This is a genomic window from Mesorhizobium sp. L-8-10 (genome assembly GCF_016756635.1).
Lineage (GTDB): Bacteria > Pseudomonadota > Alphaproteobacteria > Rhizobiales > Rhizobiaceae.
In genome coordinates, this window is sequence record NZ_AP023263.1 from 5,710,481 (window position 1) to 5,727,390 (window position 16,910).

General features: G+C 64.9%; 12 protein-coding genes. 11 read left to right on the plus strand and 1 reads right to left on the minus strand.

Annotated features, from left to right (window positions below; translation table 11 throughout):
* Positions 1-7 precede the first annotated feature (7 nt).
* From JN280_RS26705 to JN280_RS26715, 3 genes are all read left to right on the plus strand, one after another.
* Entirely contained in the window at positions 8-883 is an 876-nt protein-coding gene (locus tag JN280_RS26705) for a carbohydrate ABC transporter permease (RefSeq protein ID WP_202306819.1), read from the plus strand.
* A gap of 125 nt (positions 884-1,008) precedes the next feature.
* Complete coding sequence (locus JN280_RS26710; protein ID WP_202306821.1) at positions 1,009-1,884, plus strand: metallophosphoesterase; 876 nt, start codon at positions 1,009-1,011, stop codon at positions 1,882-1,884.
* A 175-nt stretch (positions 1,885-2,059) separates the two neighbouring features.
* On the plus strand, positions 2,060-4,771 hold the full coding sequence (locus tag JN280_RS26715; protein ID WP_202306823.1) for a caspase family protein: 2,712 nt from the start codon (positions 2,060-2,062) through the stop codon (positions 4,769-4,771).
* A gap of 429 nt (positions 4,772-5,200) precedes the next feature.
* Here JN280_RS26715 and tssH read toward each other — a convergent pair whose 3' ends face one another.
* The gene (tssH, locus tag JN280_RS26720) at positions 5,201-7,948 is read right to left on the minus strand and encodes a type VI secretion system ATPase TssH (protein WP_202306825.1); all 2,748 of its coding nucleotides are present in this window, start codon (positions 7,946-7,948) and stop codon (positions 5,201-5,203) included.
* Positions 7,949-8,323: 375 nt separating this feature from the next.
* Between tssH and tssA the strand changes: the two genes are divergently transcribed.
* The 8 genes from tssA to tagH are packed head-to-tail and all read left to right on the plus strand — an operon-like array spanning position 8,324 to position 16,910.
* A complete protein-coding gene (tssA, locus tag JN280_RS26725) occupies positions 8,324-9,469 on the plus strand; it encodes a type VI secretion system protein TssA (RefSeq protein ID WP_202306833.1) in 1,146 nt (381 codons plus the stop codon).
* 6 nt (positions 9,470-9,475) lie between these two features.
* On the plus strand, positions 9,476-10,012 hold the full coding sequence (tssB, locus tag JN280_RS26730) for a type VI secretion system contractile sheath small subunit (protein ID WP_202306834.1): 537 nt from the start codon (positions 9,476-9,478) through the stop codon (positions 10,010-10,012).
* A 3-nt stretch (positions 10,013-10,015) separates the two neighbouring features.
* Positions 10,016-11,518 (plus strand): type VI secretion system contractile sheath large subunit, encoded by a 1,503-nt coding sequence (gene tssC / locus JN280_RS26735; RefSeq protein WP_202306835.1) that lies wholly within the window; start codon positions 10,016-10,018, stop codon positions 11,516-11,518.
* 26 nt (positions 11,519-11,544) lie between these two features.
* Positions 11,545-11,994: an Hcp family type VI secretion system effector gene (locus JN280_RS26740; RefSeq protein WP_202306836.1), complete on the plus strand. Its 450-nt coding sequence runs from the start codon at positions 11,545-11,547 to the stop codon at positions 11,992-11,994.
* 42 nt (positions 11,995-12,036) lie between these two features.
* Positions 12,037-12,741, plus strand: a complete 705-nt coding sequence (tssE, locus tag JN280_RS26745) for a type VI secretion system baseplate subunit TssE (protein WP_244742121.1) — start codon at positions 12,037-12,039, stop codon at positions 12,739-12,741.
* 1 nt (position 12,742) lies between these two features.
* Positions 12,743-14,617 (plus strand): type VI secretion system baseplate subunit TssF, encoded by a 1,875-nt coding sequence (tssF, locus tag JN280_RS26750; protein ID WP_202306839.1) that lies wholly within the window; start codon positions 12,743-12,745, stop codon positions 14,615-14,617.
* Positions 14,581-15,645 carry a type VI secretion system baseplate subunit TssG gene (gene tssG, locus JN280_RS26755; protein WP_202306842.1) on the plus strand — a complete coding sequence of 355 codons (1,065 nt, stop codon included), beginning with the start codon at positions 14,581-14,583 and terminating at the stop codon, positions 15,643-15,645. The genes tssF and tssG overlap by 37 nt, the downstream gene beginning before the upstream one ends.
* Positions 15,642-16,910, plus strand: coding sequence for a type VI secretion system-associated FHA domain protein TagH (tagH, locus tag JN280_RS26760; RefSeq protein ID WP_202306843.1), 1,269 nt, complete (start codon positions 15,642-15,644; stop codon positions 16,908-16,910). Before tssG ends, tagH begins: the two co-directional genes overlap by 4 nt.

Consider the following 16,910-nt stretch of genomic DNA (forward strand, 5'->3'; position numbering starts at 1 on the left):
ATCCGTCATGGCAAGCTCAGCTTCTCAGCCGGCCGCACCGGCGGTCACGCGCCCCCTTTCCCTGCGCCGTATCGGGCATCACGCGGTCACGGCCCTGCTCTTCCTCGGCAGCCTGGCGATGGTCTTCCCCTTCATCTGGATGGTGTCTTCCAGCCTCAAGCCGAAGAGCGAGATCTTCGCTCCCCAGTTCTCGTTGCTGCCGCGCGAGTTCCACGGCCTGGTCAATTTCGGCAAGGTGCTGTTCGACCAGCCCTACCTGCTCTACATCCTCAACTCGCTGATCGTCTGCATCGGCATCCTGGCCGTCCAGCTGGTGACGGCAGTACCGGCGGCCTATGCGCTGGCGAAGCTGCGCTTTGCCGGTTCGAGCATCCTGTTCGGCGCCGTGATCGCCGGAATAACCATCCCGGTGAACGTCATCGCCATTCCGCTCTACATCGGCATCGTCAAGGTCGGGCTCATCAACACCTACCTGGCGATGATGTTTCCCTTTCTCGTCTCCGTCTTCGCGATCTTCCTGTTCCGGCAATTCTTCCGCACCTTTCCCGACAGCATCATCCAGGCCGCACGGATCGACGGTTTCTCCGAGATCGAGATCATCCTGCGCCTGATCCTGCCCAGCGCCGTGCCGGCCATCGCGGCATTCTCGGTATTCTCCTTCGTCTCGCACTGGAACGACCTCTACTGGCCTCTCATCGTCGTGCAGAGCCAGGACAAGGTCACCGCGACGCTGTCGATGATGCAGTACAAGGGCGATCTCGGCATCGACTACGGCGTGACTTTCGCCGCCGCGACCATCGTCACCGCACCGCTTGTCGCCGCCTTCCTCTTTGCCCGGCGGCTCTTCATCCAGGGGATCACCATGACCGGAGTAAAGGGATGAGCGGGCCTGTCGTCGGGGCGATCTTCGACATGGACGGGCTGCTGATCGATACCGAACGCCTGCAGCAGGTGGGTCTGCTGCCGGAACCCGAACTCGTCCCTTCCCTCTGACAGGAGTCCCAGACCGTGCCCAAGATCATCGTGATGGCGGATCTGCACATCGTGCCCGCAAACGAACTGTCGCATTCGCTCGATACGAGCGAGCGCACCCGCCAGGCTATCGACTTCATCAACCGCAATCATGCCGATGCCGACCTCCTGGTGATTGCGGGAGACCTTGCCGACCGTGGCGACGCGGCGTCCTATCGCCGGCTCAGGCATCTGCTGGCGGAGATCGACCTGCCCTACGTCCTCACCCTCGGCAACCACGACCACAGGCCGACCTTCCTCGCCGAGTTCGGCGATGTCGCCGAACCGGAAACAGGCAAGATGGACCGGTCGCTCGTGCTCGACGGCTGCGCCGTGGTGGTGCTCGACAGCAGCGAGCCGGGCGTGCCCAGCGGCCGTCTCAGCGCGGCGCAACTGGAATGGCTCGGCCGGCGGCTCGCCGAACATGCCGACAGGCCGGTCGTCATTGCGCTGCATCACAACATCTGCCCGCTGCACAATCAGAACGACATCATCATTCTCGAGGAGCGGGATGTCTTCGTCGACGTGCTGAAGAGCCATCGTGACATCAGGGCCGTGGTGTCAGGCCATGTTCACATGACGTCGTGCGGCAGCTATCGCGGCATCCCGTTCAGCACCTTCGCCGGAAATCACTATACGATCGAGCCCACCTTGCAGAGCCTGTCCGGCGCGCTTCCGGCACCGGTGCCCCGTCGCGAGGGGCCCGGACAGATCGCAGTCGTCATCGTCGACGAAAGGTCGGCCGTCGTGCTCAAGGAAAACTTCCTCGACCGCCACCTCGTACTGGCACAGGAGCTGTTCCCGATGAAGCTGCGCGACACCGAAGGCCAGATCGCGAGCTCCGAAACGAGTGACGCCACCGTCCTCTCCTGAGGGGCGTTGGCGCGTTGCGCTCCAGCCAGAAAGCCCATGGCTGGACTGCCCGCACGCCATCGCATGGCCGGGGCTTGCTGGCGCTCTTAATTTTCTTGTCCATCCTCCGGCCCGAGTATATCCTTCCTGCTTTCCCTCGCGCCGGGGTTGCCACCCGTAAGATAGAGGCGAAAAGTTGGATCGGTCTGCGGGTAACAGAGTCCAGAACCGTCCCAAGGGCGTGGCGGACAGCGCGCTCCGCAACCACATTCACCTGCTTGTTCGGCTGTTCATCTGGTGCCTTGTTCTGGCGGCCGGCGCAGCTGCTTCAGGACTGACGCCGATCGAAGCCCTGGCCGAGCGCGCCGAGGGCCGGCGCGCCGCATTGGTTATCGGCAATTCGGCCTATCAGGATCTCGTTCCCTTGCCCAATGCGGCCAAGGACGCACGCCACATCGGAGAGGTCCTGAGCAGGGCGAATTTCGAAGTGACGATCGGCGACGACCTCGACAAGGCTTCGCTGGAAAGGACCATCCGGGATTTTCTCAGATCGCTCAATGACGGCGACGTCGCGCTGTTCTACTACAGCGGGCATGCGGTCCAGGTCGCCGGCGAAAACTACATCCTGCCGGTCGACGCCAATCTGACCTCGTCATACGATCTCGAGGTCGAATCCTATAATATCTCCAACCTTCTCGACTATATGCGGGAGACCTCGTCCCTGCAGATCCTCATCCTGGACTCCTGCCGGGACAATCCTTTCAAGAACGAGTATTATTTCGCGGGCAACAAGAAGGTCGCCGTCAAAGGCAACAAGGGGCTCGCCTCCCTCACGCCGCGCCAGGGCTCCCTGATCGTCTATTCGACGGCACCGAACCAGATCGCCTATGACGGGGCCGGAGAACTGAGTCCGTTCACCGACGCTCTCGCCGGCCACATCCTGACGCCGAACACCGAGGTGCGGCAGGTGCTCACCGACATCCGCGCCGACGTGATCGCCCGCACCAGCGGCCGCCAGGTTCCCTGGGACGTTTCGAGCCTCACCTCGCAATTCTTCTTCGTGACGCGGGAAAGCGTGCTGGTGATGGGCGAGAGCCTGACGGAAGTGAGGGTCTCGCCGCAAGCCAGGCGCGTCGAACTCGACATCCCGCCGCCGATCGCCAGCGAGGAAATGGCGCTCACCGCACATTTCGACCAGCCGCTCAAATCGGGCAGGCTCATGTTGGGATCCGAACAGATCGAACCCGGCGCGCCGATCCCGACGAACCGCCTCCCCGATGTGGTCTACCTGCCCGAACCGGGCGAGACGTCCGTCCAGCTCATTCCCTACTCCGTCGTTTCCTCCGAAGGGCACAAGGTCAGCGGAGCCGTGGCGATCGTCTTCGATCCTGCAATGAAGCCACCTGTCGACGAGCAGGAAATTCCCGTCGCCTCGAAGGAGGGAGGAACTACCCGACCGGCCGGAGCCTCTTCGAAAGCCGAGTTGCGGCAGCTCGCGCTCGCGGCCGATGTGGGCACGGGTTTCCAGTCGCTATCGGACGCCATCCCGCAGCCGCAGCAACTCGGCGACGGGTGGTATCGCATCGACGAGCGTTCCCCTGCCGCTCAGATAGCGCTCAATACCCGAATGCTGTCCGAAGGCGACCTGGTGAAGTCCGAGGACATAGCCCGTCTCGGTATCCGTCCGTCCCTCAGGATCATCGAAACCGATGCGAAGATCGTCCTCAAACCCATCGGCCAGGCGGCTGGCGAACCTCCCATCGTCATCGACGTGAAGGCCTCCGTCAATCGCTGCGACGAGCTTGCCGGCGATCGGCTGGACATACAGGGCGTAAGCGAGGGCGTCTATCCCAACGACATCAGGATCGACGAGGCGCTGGCCGCCTGCCGGGAGGCAGTCGCGTCGGCGCCCGACGTCGCCCGGTTTCGCCATGAACTGGGACGTGTGTTGTATGCCAGGGGAGAATTCGAGCCGGCGCTCGCCGAGTTCAAGGCGGCGCTCGCGGCGGGTCATGTCCGCTCCGGCGAATTGCTCGGGCGCTTCTACCAGTACGGGGCCGGCGTGAAGAAGGATCCGGCCGCAGCCGTCCCGCTTTTCGAGGCTGGGGCAGCGCGCGGCGACGCCTATTCGCAGTACTCGCTCGGCAAGGCGCTGATGGAGGGCAACGGCACAAAGCCCGATTACGGCCGCGGCGTGGAACTACTGACCCGCGCGGCCGAATCCGGCCACACCTTTGCGATGAACCAGTTGGGCGCGGAATATCTTTATGGCAACCGGGTCCCCAAGGACGTCGAACGGGCGCACCGCTACTTCCGGGAATCCTACGAGCGGAAGGATATATGGGGCGCCATGAACCTGTCGCTGCTCTATCGCGACGGAATAGCGGTCGAACAGGACAAGGCGCGCAGCAAGGAACTGCTGATGGAGGCGCATCGAGGCCTGCATCCCTATGCCGGCCGCCTGCTCGCCCTTACGCTGATCGAGGAACAGGACCGCGACCAGCAGCAGATCTTTCGGCTGTTCCGCGAAAGCGCCGAGCGCGGCGACGCGTGGGGCGCCTACTACGCGGCCGAGATGATGCGACTGGACCGCAAGCTCATCGCCGAGGAGGGAGACGACATCCGGCTGCTCGCGCATGCGCTTGGACGCGGGGAAGGAAAGCCGGCCGAGCGCGCGAGAGAGGCGCTCGCGGAAATCCCTGAGAAGCTTGTGAACATCGAGGTCCAGAAGGCCCTGGTGCGGCTCGGGGCCAAGGGTATCGAGGCGGACGGGGTCCTGGGATCGCGAACCAGGCAGGCGGCCGATGCGATGCTCGGCCACCCCGCACCGCGATCCTCATATGAGCTTCTAGCCGAACTGGTGGCGCGGGAATGGCTGTTGTCCAAGCCGCGCCTCGACATGCTCTGACAGCCGGACCGGAGGTTGGCCATGCGCAGATGCTCGATACCACTCGTTCTCGGCGCAGCCGCCCTGGCGCTTGCAGGCTGCGAGACGGTGGCTCCCTTGCCGCTCATTCCCGCGTTTCAACCGGCACAAACCGTGGCCCAGCCCGTGCCGAGCAATCCTCGCCCCAAGGCCCGCACGGCAGCGGCGGCGAAGCCTCGATCCGGAGGCGGAACAACGACTGCCAGGAAAGCGGCGCCAAGCGGCAGCAGTACCGCGCGCAACGTCGCCACCACGGGCACCACAGCCAGCCCACCGGCACCCGATCCGTTCCTGATACGCGCACTGGAACAAGGGGGCGGAGGGGACGGCGGGGGCGGAGGCGGCGGTGCAGGTGGCTGGTAGTTGCGAGAGCACACTGCTCATCGCTCGACGCTGCCGCAAGGCTGACCGCTATTCGAACGAATAGGTAAAGCCGTCCTCGGATGCACCCACGACCACACGCGTCATGGGCTGGCCGTCGATCGTGCGGCTCAAGACCCCCCGGCTCAAAGCCGGTAGAAGCGTGTTGGTCAGGATCGCGTCGATCATCCGCCCGCCCGACTCTATCTCCGTGCATCGCGCCTTGATCATTTCCATGACGCCGTCGCCGATCACCAGTTCCGCATCGTGGCTGGCGCGCAGCCGCCGCGCGATCTTCGAGAACTGGTGCCGGGTGATCGCCTCGATCATGGACGCCGACAGCGGATAGTAGGGAATGACCACGACCCGCCCCAGGAATGCCGCGGGAAAGACCTTGAGCAGCGGTGCCCGGAGCGCCTTCTCGAGGCCGTCGATCTCCGCGCGCTGCTGACCGCCGCCCGTCTTGTGCATGATCACGTCCGAGCCGACATTGGAGGTCAACAGGATCAGCGTGTTCCTGAAGTCGATCCGCCGCCCCTCGCTGTCGTCCATCATGCCCTTGTCGAACACCTGGAAAAAGATCTCGTGCACGTCCGGATGCGCCTTCTCGACCTCGTCGAGCAGGATCACGGAATAGGGCCGGCGGCGGACGGCCTCGGTCAGGATGCCTCCCTTGCCGTAGCCGACATATCCGGGCGGCGCTCCCTTCAGCGTCGAGACCGTATGCGCCTCCTGGAATTCGGACATGTTGATGGAGATCAGGTTCTGCTCGCCGCCGTACAGCGTCTCGGCCAGGGCCAGCGCCGTCTCCGTCTTGCCGACCCCGGAAGGCCCGCAAAGCAGGAACACGCCCACGGGTTTTTCCGGCGCACCGAGACCCGCGCGGCTCGTCTGCACGCGCCTGGCGATCATCTCCATCGCATGATCCTGGCCGACGACACGCTCGGCCAGGAGATCGGCAAGCCTGAGCGCCTTCTCGGTCTGGCTGGTGAGCATCCGGCCGGTCGGAATCCCAGTCCAGTCCTGCACCACCGCGGCCACGGCACTGCGGTCGACCGACAGGAGGATGAGCGGCGTCTCGCCCTGCATCGATCCCAGCTCGGCCATGAGCTCCCTCAGGCGTGCCAGGTCGGCCGAAAGGTCGGGCGCCGCCGCGTCGGCCGGGGCGGCATCGGACGGAGCGGCATCGGACGGGGCGGCATCGGCCGCGTCGGCGTCCTCACCCTGCGATGTTCCCTGCTCCGGCGTGATCGCGTCGAGCGGCACGCCCTCGCCGCGAAGCCTCGCGCGCAGAGAAAGGACTTCGGCCACCATGGCCTTTTCCCGATCCCAACGCTCCTGTGCGGCCGCGAACGCGGTTTCGGTCTCGGCCAGTCCCGCGTCGACCCGCGCAAGTCGTTCGGCGACCTCGATGCCGATCGCCCCCTCGCGCCCGATGATGCCCTTTTCGATCTCGAGAGCCTGCCGCCGGCGCATCAGGTCCTCGACCTCGGCGGGCGTCGCGTGCTGCGAGATGGCGACGCGCGCGCAGGCCGTGTCGAGCAGGCTGACCGCCTTGTCGGGCAATTGCCGCGCCGGAATGTATCTGTGCGAGAGCTGCACGGCGGTCTCTATCGCCTCGTCGAGCACCTGAACCTGGTGATGCTTCTCCAGCGCCCCTGCGACGCCGCGCAGCATCAGCACCGCCGTCGCCTCGTCGGGTTCCTCCACCTTCACCACCTGGAAGCGCCGTGTGAGAGCAGGATCCTTCTCGATATGCTGCTTGTACTCGGCCCAGGTCGTTGCCGCGATCGTCCGCAGTTCGCCCCGCGCCAGGGCCGGCTTCAGCAGATTGGCGGCATCGCCGGTCCCGGCAGCGCCGCCCGCTCCGATCAGAGTATGCGCCTCGTCGATGAACAGGATCACCGGCGTCGCGGACGACTGCACCTCGTCTATCACCGCCTTCAGCCGTTTCTCGAATTCGCCCTTCACGCTCGCGCCGGCCTGCATCAGCCCGACATCGAGCATGTGCACGCTCACGCCCTGCAGCATGGGCGGAACATCGCCCTCGGCTATGCGCCTGGCGAAGCCTTCGACCACGGCGGTCTTCCCTACGCCCGCCTCTCCGGTCAGGATCGGATTGTTCTGCCGGCGGCGCATCAGGATGTCGACGATCTGGCGTATCTCCGGGTCGCGCCCGACCACCGCGTCTATCTTGCCGTCACGAGCGCGCTGCGTGAGATCGGTGGCGTATTTCGCCAGGGCGGATTCGCCGCCGGGCGCGCCCCGCACTTGAGCTTTCGGCGCGGCCTCCGGCGGCGCGCCTTCGGTCGAACCCGCCACCACGTCGTTGAAACGGGCAATGACGGTATCTGCATCGATCCGCTCGAATTCGGGGCTGATCCTGGCAAGCAGACCGTCGAGCACCGGCACCTTGCGGCAGGCAAGCAGCACATGGGCCCCGCGCACCTCGTCGGCGCCGAATTCGAGCCCGGCCAGGCTCCAGGCCTCCTGGATGGCGTGGAAGATATGGTCGGAAAACTCTTCGATGGAGGTCGCGCCGTAGGGAAGCTTGTCGACCGCGCGGGTCAAATCGGCGGCGAGCCTGCTCATGTCCACGCCGGCATCCGCCGCGATGAGCTGGACGTCCGAGCGGTCCGACAGGGCGAGCTGCTCGATCCAGTGGACGAGCTCGACATACGGGTTGCCGCGCAGCTTCGCCGCATCGGCCGCGGCCTTGAAGGCGCGCAGACAAGTGGGGTTGAGCTTGCCGACCAGTTCCTTGCGCTTGAAGCTCTGTGACGACCTTCGCTGTTGCATGCCGCCTGGCTCCATCGGAGTTGCTCCTGCGACCGGACCCTCCATAGCCTGCCACACAAGCGAGGCTTTACAAAGTGGCAAGATGCAATCGAAGGGTCCCGCGAGGCTCTCGCCCCGCCGATCGACAGCTTTTCACGGAGGTTTCACGGCGCCTTGTCATAAGTGGTCTCGCGGGGAAGCACCGGCGAAACGGAGCTTGCTTCGCGTCTGTAACCATGTCGCGGCATTTCGACGGACGGCGATTCGCGAAAATATGGACACCGGCGCTGAAACGCGTATCGTGTTGCAATTGCTGGCGTCGTCCGGATTGCGACGGACGAGAATGGTCGACGGGATTGTTGGCAACGGTCCCTTGGCTGGCGGCGGGAGGCTGATATGATCGATATCCCTCTCTGGCTGAACCCTCTCGACGGTGAAAACCCGTCGGGGGAAAGTCTGCGCAACGATCCCCGCTTTCATGAATTGGAGCGCCTCGCCGAGCCGCAGCTCACCGTCGTGCGCGACGACCGCAACAACCCGACCTCGCAAGTCACCGTCCCTGCCGACTGGTCCGCCGTGCTGAACAAGGCCGAGGAACTGCGCGTGCAAGGCCGCGATCTGCGCCTGCTGGTCCTGGTCACGCGTGCGCTCGCCAATATGGACGGGCTCTCCGGTCTGGCCGACGGCCTCACCCTGATCGCCCGGACCTTCGACGAGCATTGGGAAACCATGCATCCCGAGTTGCGGTCAGGCGTCCCTCCGCAGGATGCAGCTCTGCGCCGCATCAACGCATTGCTCGAACTGCAGAATGATCAGGCCGGACTTCTGTGCGATCTGAAGCAGACGGCGTTCTTCGCGCCGCGAGGCATCGGCCCGATCAGCGGGCACGATCTCCAGCAGGGGCTGCTCGACGACCAGACCGTGCTGAACGAGGCCGCCTCCGGATTGAACGGCACGGAGAAGGCGGCGCTGCTGAGCGCCCACGAGCAACTGGTGAAGCGCGTGCGCGCGGGCTGCGCTGCCCATGCCGATCAGGCCGAGGCGGAGATGGCGGATCTCATCGCCGGAGGGCGCAGAGCAATCGCCGCGCTCGATGCGGTCGACGCCGCCCTCGGCGCGAAGCTCGGCAACGGCAAGGCCGCGGTACCCGGTCTGCGACGGTTCCTGGAGCGCATGCTGTCGACGCTGGAGCGAGGCATCGCCAATCGTGCGCCGCCTCCCGCAGACGCCGTCCCCGCGGCGTCCTCTCCGGGCAACGGCCAGGGAGACGCCTGGCACGTGCCACCGGGCGGAACAGTTGCCCTGTCGAGCCGGCTCTCCTCGCGCGAGGACGTGATCAGATGTCTCGACCTCGTCATCGCGTTCTACGACCGCACCGAGCCATCGAGCCCCATTCCGCATCTCGTTCGGCGCATCCGCCGCATGGTCCCGATGGACTTCATCGAATTGATGGAAGATCTCGCGCCGTCCGGCCTCAAGGAGTTCCGTGTCCTCGCCGGTGTGCCGGACAGCAAGAAGTTGGCTCAGAAGGATGAAAGGTAATTCGAGATGAGCGAAAGCAAGGCCAAGGTGATCGAGCGGAACCGGGCGCCGCGCGTGCAGATCGCCTACGACGTGGAGCATTACGGCAGCCCGACGACCATCGAGCTGCCTTTCGTGATGGGCGTGATGGCCGATCTCTCCGGCGCCTCGCAAACCCGCGAGGCCCAGAAGTCCGTTCTGGACCGCGCCTTTGTCGAGACCGATGCGGGCCGCTTCCCGCGCTTCATGGAGGCGCTCGGCCCCCGCGTGAAGGCCCGGGTCAAGAACACCCTGCCCCAGCCCGAGGGACAGGAGCGGGACGAAGAGCTGGCGATCGATCTCAGCTTCTCCAACATGGGCGACTTCGCCCCGGACCGCGTGGCCGAGCAGGTCCCGCAACTGGCCGAGCTCCTCAAGATGCGTCGCCAGCTCGAGGAACTCCTCGGCTTCATGGACGGAAGGGTGGACGCCGAAAAGCGCATTGCGCAACTGCTGAACAACGAGCCGCTTCTCGGCCAGATTGCCACGCAGGCACTGGCGGAGGGTGACAAGGTTGAGGAATGAGCCATGGCTGAACAGCAAAAAGTAGCAACCGTCGCCGAGGCCGAAGCCATCGACCTCGGGGAGTTCGGCGAGCTCCTGGAAAAGGACTTCAGGGTCAAGAAGGACGACAGCGAGAAGCTGCAGGCACTGGTCCGCAACCTCGCCCTCGCGGCCCGCTCCCGCGCCGAGACCACCACCATCTCCTCCAACGCGATCAAGTCGATCAAGTCCTTGATCGCCGGCATCGACAAGATGCTGTCGGCACAACTCAACGAGATTCTGCATGCGCCCGAAGTGCGGGAGATGGAGGGGACATGGCGGGGTCTGTGGTATCTCGTCAACAATACCGAGACGGATCAGAAGCTGAAGATCCGCGTGATGAACATCTCCAAGGAGCAGCTCGCCGACACGCTCGAAGACTATGAAGGGCAGATGTGGGACCAGAGCCCCATCTTCAAGAAGGTCTATACCGACGAGTACTCGATGTTCGGCGGCGAGCCCTTCGGCTGCCTGATCGGCGCCTACGAATTCTCCAACCATCCGAAGGACGTCGGGCTGCTGCGCAACATATCAGGCATCTGCGCCTCCGCCCACACCCCGTTCATCGCGGCGGCCGCGCCGCGGCTGTTCCGCATGGACAGCTGGCAGGAGCTGCCGAACCCGCAGGACCTGCAGCAGATCGTGTCGTCGCCCGCCTACGCCTCCTGGCAGTCGCTGCGCGAAAGCGAGGACTCCCGCTACATCGGGCTGACCATGCCGCGCGTGCTGGCACGGCTTCCCTATGGAGCGGAAACGGTACCGGTCAAGAGCTTCGCCTTCGAGGAGGAGGTGCAGGGCGACCATCACAGATACGTCTGGATGAACGCCGCCTTCCCGATGGGGGTCAACATCAATCGCAGCCACAAGCTGTTCGGCTGGGGCACCCAGATCCGCGGGGTCGAGAACGGCGGAACCGTGATCAACCTCCCGGTCCATACCTTCCCGACCGACGACGGCACGGTGGCGATGAAATGCCCGACCGAAGTCGCAATCGACGACCGGCGCGAGGCCGAATTGGCCAAGCTCGGCCTGATGCCGATCCTGCACCGCAAGAACACCGATCTGGCAGCCTTCATCGGCGCGCACTCGCTTCAGGACGACGAGAAGCGCGCAGGCCGGCTGGTGGACCCTGACGCGCAGGCCAATGAAAGGCTTTCGGCCAACCTGCCCTATCTTTTCCCGGTTTCGCGCTTCGCCCATTATCTCAAGGCGATCGCACGCGACAAGATCGGCTCGTTCAAGGAACGGTCAGACATGCAGGTATGGCTGACCGAGTGGATCAACCGCTACGTCCTGGCCAACCCGGCATTCGCCGACGACAAGGCGCGCGCAAAGCGCCCGCTCGCAGCGGCAGAGGTCCAGGTGGACAGCGTCGAAGGGCGGCCGGGCTATTACAACGCGCGCTTCTACCTGCGTCCGCACTACCAACTCGAGGGCATCAATGCCTCGCTCCGGCTCGTGTCGGAGCTTCCCTCCGTTAAGACTTGATCACTTGAGCATGATGGAGAGCAGAAATGAAAATCGATGGTTTTCTGAAGGTCCCAGACATCACAGGGCCGAGCGAACGCGACGGCCATGAGGAGGAAATCGAAGTCCACGGGGTCGAATTCGACATGGTCGCCCCGCACGATCCCAACTCGCTGTCGCGCCGAGGTCGCGTGGCCTTGGGCACGATCAAATTCATCAAGTACTACGACAAATCCTCACCCTATCTGAAGCAGGCGCTGTTCCAGAACAAGAAGCTGGACGAAGTGGTGTTTTCGGCCCGTAGGACCATCGAGGAAGCCAGCAGCGACTATCTGGTGGTGACTCTCACGGACGCCTCGGTCGTCGGCTACGAAATGAAGCCGAGCGTGGACGAACCGGACCTGCTCGAAGAACGGATCGCCTTCGCCTACAAGACGATCAAGTTCACCTATGACGAAAGCGACGAGGTGGAAATGGATGTCCATGTCGGTGTGTGACGCCGGCCGGGGCCTCCCGGTATCGCGATGATCAAAACCAGCATGAGTCCACGCGCGACACGCGAGGCGGTCCAACCCTCCCTGTGGGACCGCCTCGTGAACGACCTGCCGGGACTGACTTCCGAGATCGACGTGCTGCTGAAGGCGTTGAGCGACGAACTGGACGAACAGCGGCTCGACCGATTGCTGGCCGGCGGCGCGAAGACCATCGATGCGGACCCCGAACTCACATCCGATCAGAAGCGGCGCCTTCATCGGCTCCTGATGCAGAACCGGCGCCGTGTCGAACTCGAGAGCCGCGGCGTAGTGGTCTCGCCGACAGTGCTGCGCGAAGCGGTGCGACGCGACATCGAAGCATTGTTCAACACCGAACGCTTCCAATCGGTGCCGCTTCTATCTCCCGTCGAGGCCGAGCTGGCGACCGACACCCCGCTCGCGCTGGACGATTTTCCCGAAGCCCGCCGCAGCGTCGTCAATTTCGGCGTGCCGTCCTTTTCGGGCCGGTCGGCACGCGACTTCGATCGCGAAGAGCTGGCGCGCGAAATCCGCGCCGTCCTCGGAATATTCGAGCCGCGGCTGAAGGATGGGGAGACCAAGGTCACGGTGACCCTGGGCGACAAGAGCATGGGCCTGAAGATCGAAATCGACGCAGTCCTCGTCATGACGCCGACGCCGGAACGGCTGAAGCTGCGCACGACCATCGATCTCGACAACGGTTCGGCCCGGACCGAATTGAGGGATAGCTGAAATGGACCGGGCGTTCCTGGAATATTACGAGGAAGAGCTCGCCCATGTCCGCGCACTCGCGACGGAGTTTGCCGAGATGCATCCCGCGGTCGCGCGCAACCTGTCGCTCGATACGGTGCCCTGTCCGGATCCCTATGTCGAAAGACTCCTCGACGGCGTCGCCTATCTGGCCGCACGGACCCGGCTCAAGGTCGACGCCGAGGGTTCGCGTTTCGCGCGGGGCGTGCTCAATCTTCTCTATCCCGATCTTGTCACGCCGACGCCGGCCACCGCGATGGCGGTGCTGAAGCCCGGCAAGCAGGTCCAGACCATGCTCGCCGGCCATGTCGTAGGTCGAAACACGCGGCTGGTTTCAAGCCTTCGGCCTGGCCTCACCACGCGCTGCACCTTCACAACCGCCCAGGAGGTTACCCTGTGGCCGATCGAGATTGCATCGGTGGGCTACATCCAGGACAGAAGCGGGCTCGCCGCCGCCGGGATCACGCCGATCGACGGCGTCGGCGGCGAGGCGGCGCTGCGCCTGAGCCTGGCGCGGACCGGCAAGGGCAAGCTCAGCGAGCTGGCGCTCGACAGGCTCGATCTGCATTTCGCCGGCCGTACGAAGGCGCCCCATCTCTTCGATGCGATCTTCGGGCTCTGCGCGGCGGTGGGGGCACGCGCCGATGGCCGAACCAACCGGCTGGCGCCTCTGCCCGCGCCGCAAATGATCGGCATCAGCGACAGCGAAGCCCTCATGCCCCGCAGTCGGCCGACATTTGAAGGTTACCGGCTGCTGCGCGAATATTTCGTGATGCCGGAGCGCTTCCACTTCGTTCGCGTACAGGGGCTTCAGCAGGTGGTGCGCAAATCCGACGCCGGCCTCGAGATCGTGTTCCTGTTGCGGCGGCCGGCCCCCGAACTCGCCGATCTATCGACCGCGGACTTCGAACTCTTCGCCACGCCGATCGTCAATTTGTTCGAGCGCGAATGCAACGCCATCGAGCTCGATTCCCGCAGGACGCGGCAGGTACTGCATGCCGACCGGACCCGGCCGCTGGATTTCGAGATCTACAGGCCGATCCGGGTCGAGGATGCCGATCTCGAAGGGCCCGACGCGGAGATTCCGGAGCTTTTCAGCCTGGGGCAGAACAGAGGCAGGGGCTGGGTCTATTTTATCGAACGCCGTCCCCGCCGCCCGACGGAAGACGAAAGACGGCAGGGGCTTACGCGAACCTCCTATGTCGGAGACGACGTCTTCCTGGCGATTTCGCGCCCGGCCGCGTCGAAGATCCCCAGACCGCCTCGGCACATCGACGTGGTGGCGCTCTGCACGAACCGCGATCTGACCATTCTTGACGACGCACCGACCCTGACGCTTGAAAGTGGAGATCCGGTCGAGACGGTGAGGCTTCTCGGCGCGCTGCGGCCGCCGCAGCCGGCCATCCCGGCGACGCTTCCGACCAGCGCCGAGGGAGAGTCCCGTTCCGACGAATTGGCGTGGCGTCTGGTGGCGCAACTCTCCCTCAACTTTCTCAGCCTGGCCGAAGAGGGCCGTGGGGCCGATCCGCTCCACGCCCTGCTCGACCTCTATGCCGACCGTGGCGACCCGGGCCTGGCGCGTCACGTGCGGTCCATCGTCCGTGTCGAAAGCCGGCCTGTGGTCGAAAGGCTGGCCATAGCCGGACCGATGTGTTTCGGGCGGGGCACCGAGGTGACGCTGTCCGTCGATCAGTCCGTGCTGGCGGGCCAAAGCACGCTGCTGCTTTCAGCGCTGCTCGCTCGGCTCTTCGCACGCTATGCCGGCATTAACGGATTTGTGCGCACGCGCACCCGGTTGCTCCAGAAGCAGGAGGATGTGCCATGGCCGATGACGCCCGGCAATCGCTACCTGATCTAGACCGCCGTTCCGAAGTGCCGTCGGAGGCCTTCGACTTCTTCGAGCTTCTGCGCCGGCTTGAACATGACGGTGGGCTGTTCGGCCATGCGGGCCGCCCGGACCGCGAGCCGGCGCGGCTCGGTCAGCATGTACGTCTCGGCTTCGCCACACAGGACATCGCGGAGTTCCATCCAGCGGCGGACGGCAAGCCGGCAAAAGTCACCGTGGCGAATTTCGGCCTGCTGGGGCCGGAAGGCCCGATGCCGCTCCATTTGACCCGCTGGGTGCTCGACCGTCTGTCGCAGCGCTGGTTCGCCGGCGAGAACGCCCGCGCGACCAGCGACACGACTTTCCTCGACTTCGCCAACGTACTTCAGCATCGCATGATCGCGCTGTTCTATCGCGCTTGGGCCGACGCGCATCCGGAGGTGCAGGTCGAGCGGCCGGTCGGCGGCCGCGTCCGCTCGATGCTCGGAGCGCTGGCCGGCATGGGCCTTCCGGGCACCCGCGGTTTCGAGGAACCGGGGATCGAGGTGGTCAAGCTGCGCCAGGCGGCCGCCCTGGCCCACCAGGTGGATGGGCCCGAACGTCTCACGCTTTTCCTGGCCGAGGCATTCCAGGTTCCGGTCCAGCTCAAGGAATTTGTAGGCGGCTGGATCAGCATTCCCGCGGCACTGCAGACGCGGGTGGGCCTCAACAGTGCCGCGCTCAACCGCGGCGCGACGATCGGCCCACGCAGCTTCGATCGTCAGAGCCGGATAGAGCTGCGCATCGGCCCGCTGGACTTGACCAGATTCAAGACATTCCTGCCGGGCACCGAGGGACTTGCCATGCTGAGGACAGCGGTGCGCGATCTGGTCGGCGGCATGCTCGATGTCGATCTGCGCATCGTGCTGGCGCGCGACGAGGTTCCGCCGGCCCGCATCGGATCCGCGCAGCTCTCGCGCACTGCGTGGCTCGCACCGCGCGAAGACCGCCCCGATGCCGAGGACATGCGCTTGCGCACTCTCGTCGGATGGCGTCCGCGGGCTGCTGGAGTTGCGGCATGAGCCTTGTCCTTACCCTCGAACAGGGACCGCGACCGCAGGCCGTGCAGCAGACCAAGCTGGACGAGGGCGAGTTGGTGATCGGACGCGGTTCGTCCGCAGACTGGCAGATCGACGACCCCGACATGTTCGTCTCACGCGCCCACTGCACGATTTCCGCGGGACGCGACGGCTATTTCGTGACGGATACCTCGAGCAGCGGCCTGTTCATCGACGACGGGCGCGAACCTCTTGGCGCCGGCAATTCGACCCCGCTGCGCAACGGCATGCGATTGAGACTGGGCGAATATGTGCTTTGGGTCGATCTCGAAGCATCGGCGGAGGAGCCTGCCCCGCCACCGACATCGGCGTCGCGGCCGCCGGCCGGTATCAACGAGGACGACTTCTTTTCGATGAAGTCCGCGGAGGAGCCCAAGCCGGCCCGCCCCTCCGATCTTCCCAGCCCGTTCGAACATCCCGAGCCGGGTGCCTACAGCGCCGCCGAAACCACCGATGCCGGCCGGCATAAATCTCCCGCGTTCGATGACCCGTTCAGTCTCGATCCGGTATCGACGCCCCCTGCGGATGAGCAGGAAAGCGACGTCGCCGGCCGGTCAAGGCCGGCCTCGCCGGCTTCGTGGCCCGGTCCCGAACTCCAGGCACCGCGTCCGGCACAGGGGCGTCAGGCGGTTCGATCGACGCCCGACGCCACCGCCACGGACATGGCGCTGCGCGACGCCTTCCTGCGCGGAATGGGCCTCGACCCGCAAGAGTTCCCGAACAGCGATCCGACTGCCGAAATGGAGAAGTTCGGCCGCGAATACCGCATGATGATGGAAGGGCTGATGCAGCTTCTGCGCAAGCGTGCGGAAGAGAAAGGCAATGCCCGCGTCGCGCAGACCGTGGTCGGCGCATCGGAGGTCAATCCGCTGAAGTTCCTGCCGACCGTGGATGATGCGCTCGCCACGATCCTTGCCGATCGCAGCCCCGGCTTTCTGGGGAGCGAACCAGCCATCGTCGACGCCATCCGCGACCTCGCCCAGCATCATGTCCGCGCCTGGCGGGGCGTGCAGGGCGCGCTGCGCCGCATGATCGATCGCTTCGATCCGGCCGCCATCGAAAACGAGCTGAAATCCAGCTCGGCCATGGAAACCCTCCTCGCGGGTGGACGCAGCGCCCAGCTTTGGGAACTTTACCGCAAGCGCCACCGTGAGATCGCCTTGAGCGCGGAGTCCCGCTTCCTGGGCGAAATCGGCGCCGATTTCAGAAATGCATATGAAGAGGAGTGA

Bases quoted from the DNA above. Each gene is read 5' to 3' on its own strand.
- JN280_RS26705 (WP_202306819.1), top strand. From the start codon at position 8: ATGGCAAGCTCAGCTTCTCAGCCGGCCGCACCGGCGGTCACGCGCCCC.
- JN280_RS26740 (WP_202306836.1), top strand. From the start codon at position 11,545: ATGAAAATCGATGGTTTTCTGAAGGTCCCAGACATCACAGGGCCGAGC.
- tagH (WP_202306843.1), top strand. From the start codon at position 15,642: ATGAGCCTTGTCCTTACCCTCGAACAGGGACCGCGACCGCAGGCCGTG.
- tssF (WP_202306839.1), top strand. From the start codon at position 12,743: ATGGACCGGGCGTTCCTGGAATATTACGAGGAAGAGCTCGCCCATGTC.
- tssC (WP_202306835.1), top strand. From the start codon at position 10,016: ATGGCTGAACAGCAAAAAGTAGCAACCGTCGCCGAGGCCGAAGCCATC.
- tssB (WP_202306834.1), top strand. From the start codon at position 9,476: ATGAGCGAAAGCAAGGCCAAGGTGATCGAGCGGAACCGGGCGCCGCGC.
- tssE (WP_244742121.1), top strand. From the start codon at position 12,037: ATGAGTCCACGCGCGACACGCGAGGCGGTCCAACCCTCCCTGTGGGAC.
- tssH (WP_202306825.1), bottom strand. From the start codon at position 7,948: ATGCAACAGCGAAGGTCGTCACAGAGCTTCAAGCGCAAGGAACTGGTC.
- tssA (WP_202306833.1), top strand. From the start codon at position 8,324: ATGATCGATATCCCTCTCTGGCTGAACCCTCTCGACGGTGAAAACCCG.
- tssG (WP_202306842.1), top strand. From the start codon at position 14,581: ATGGCCGATGACGCCCGGCAATCGCTACCTGATCTAGACCGCCGTTCC.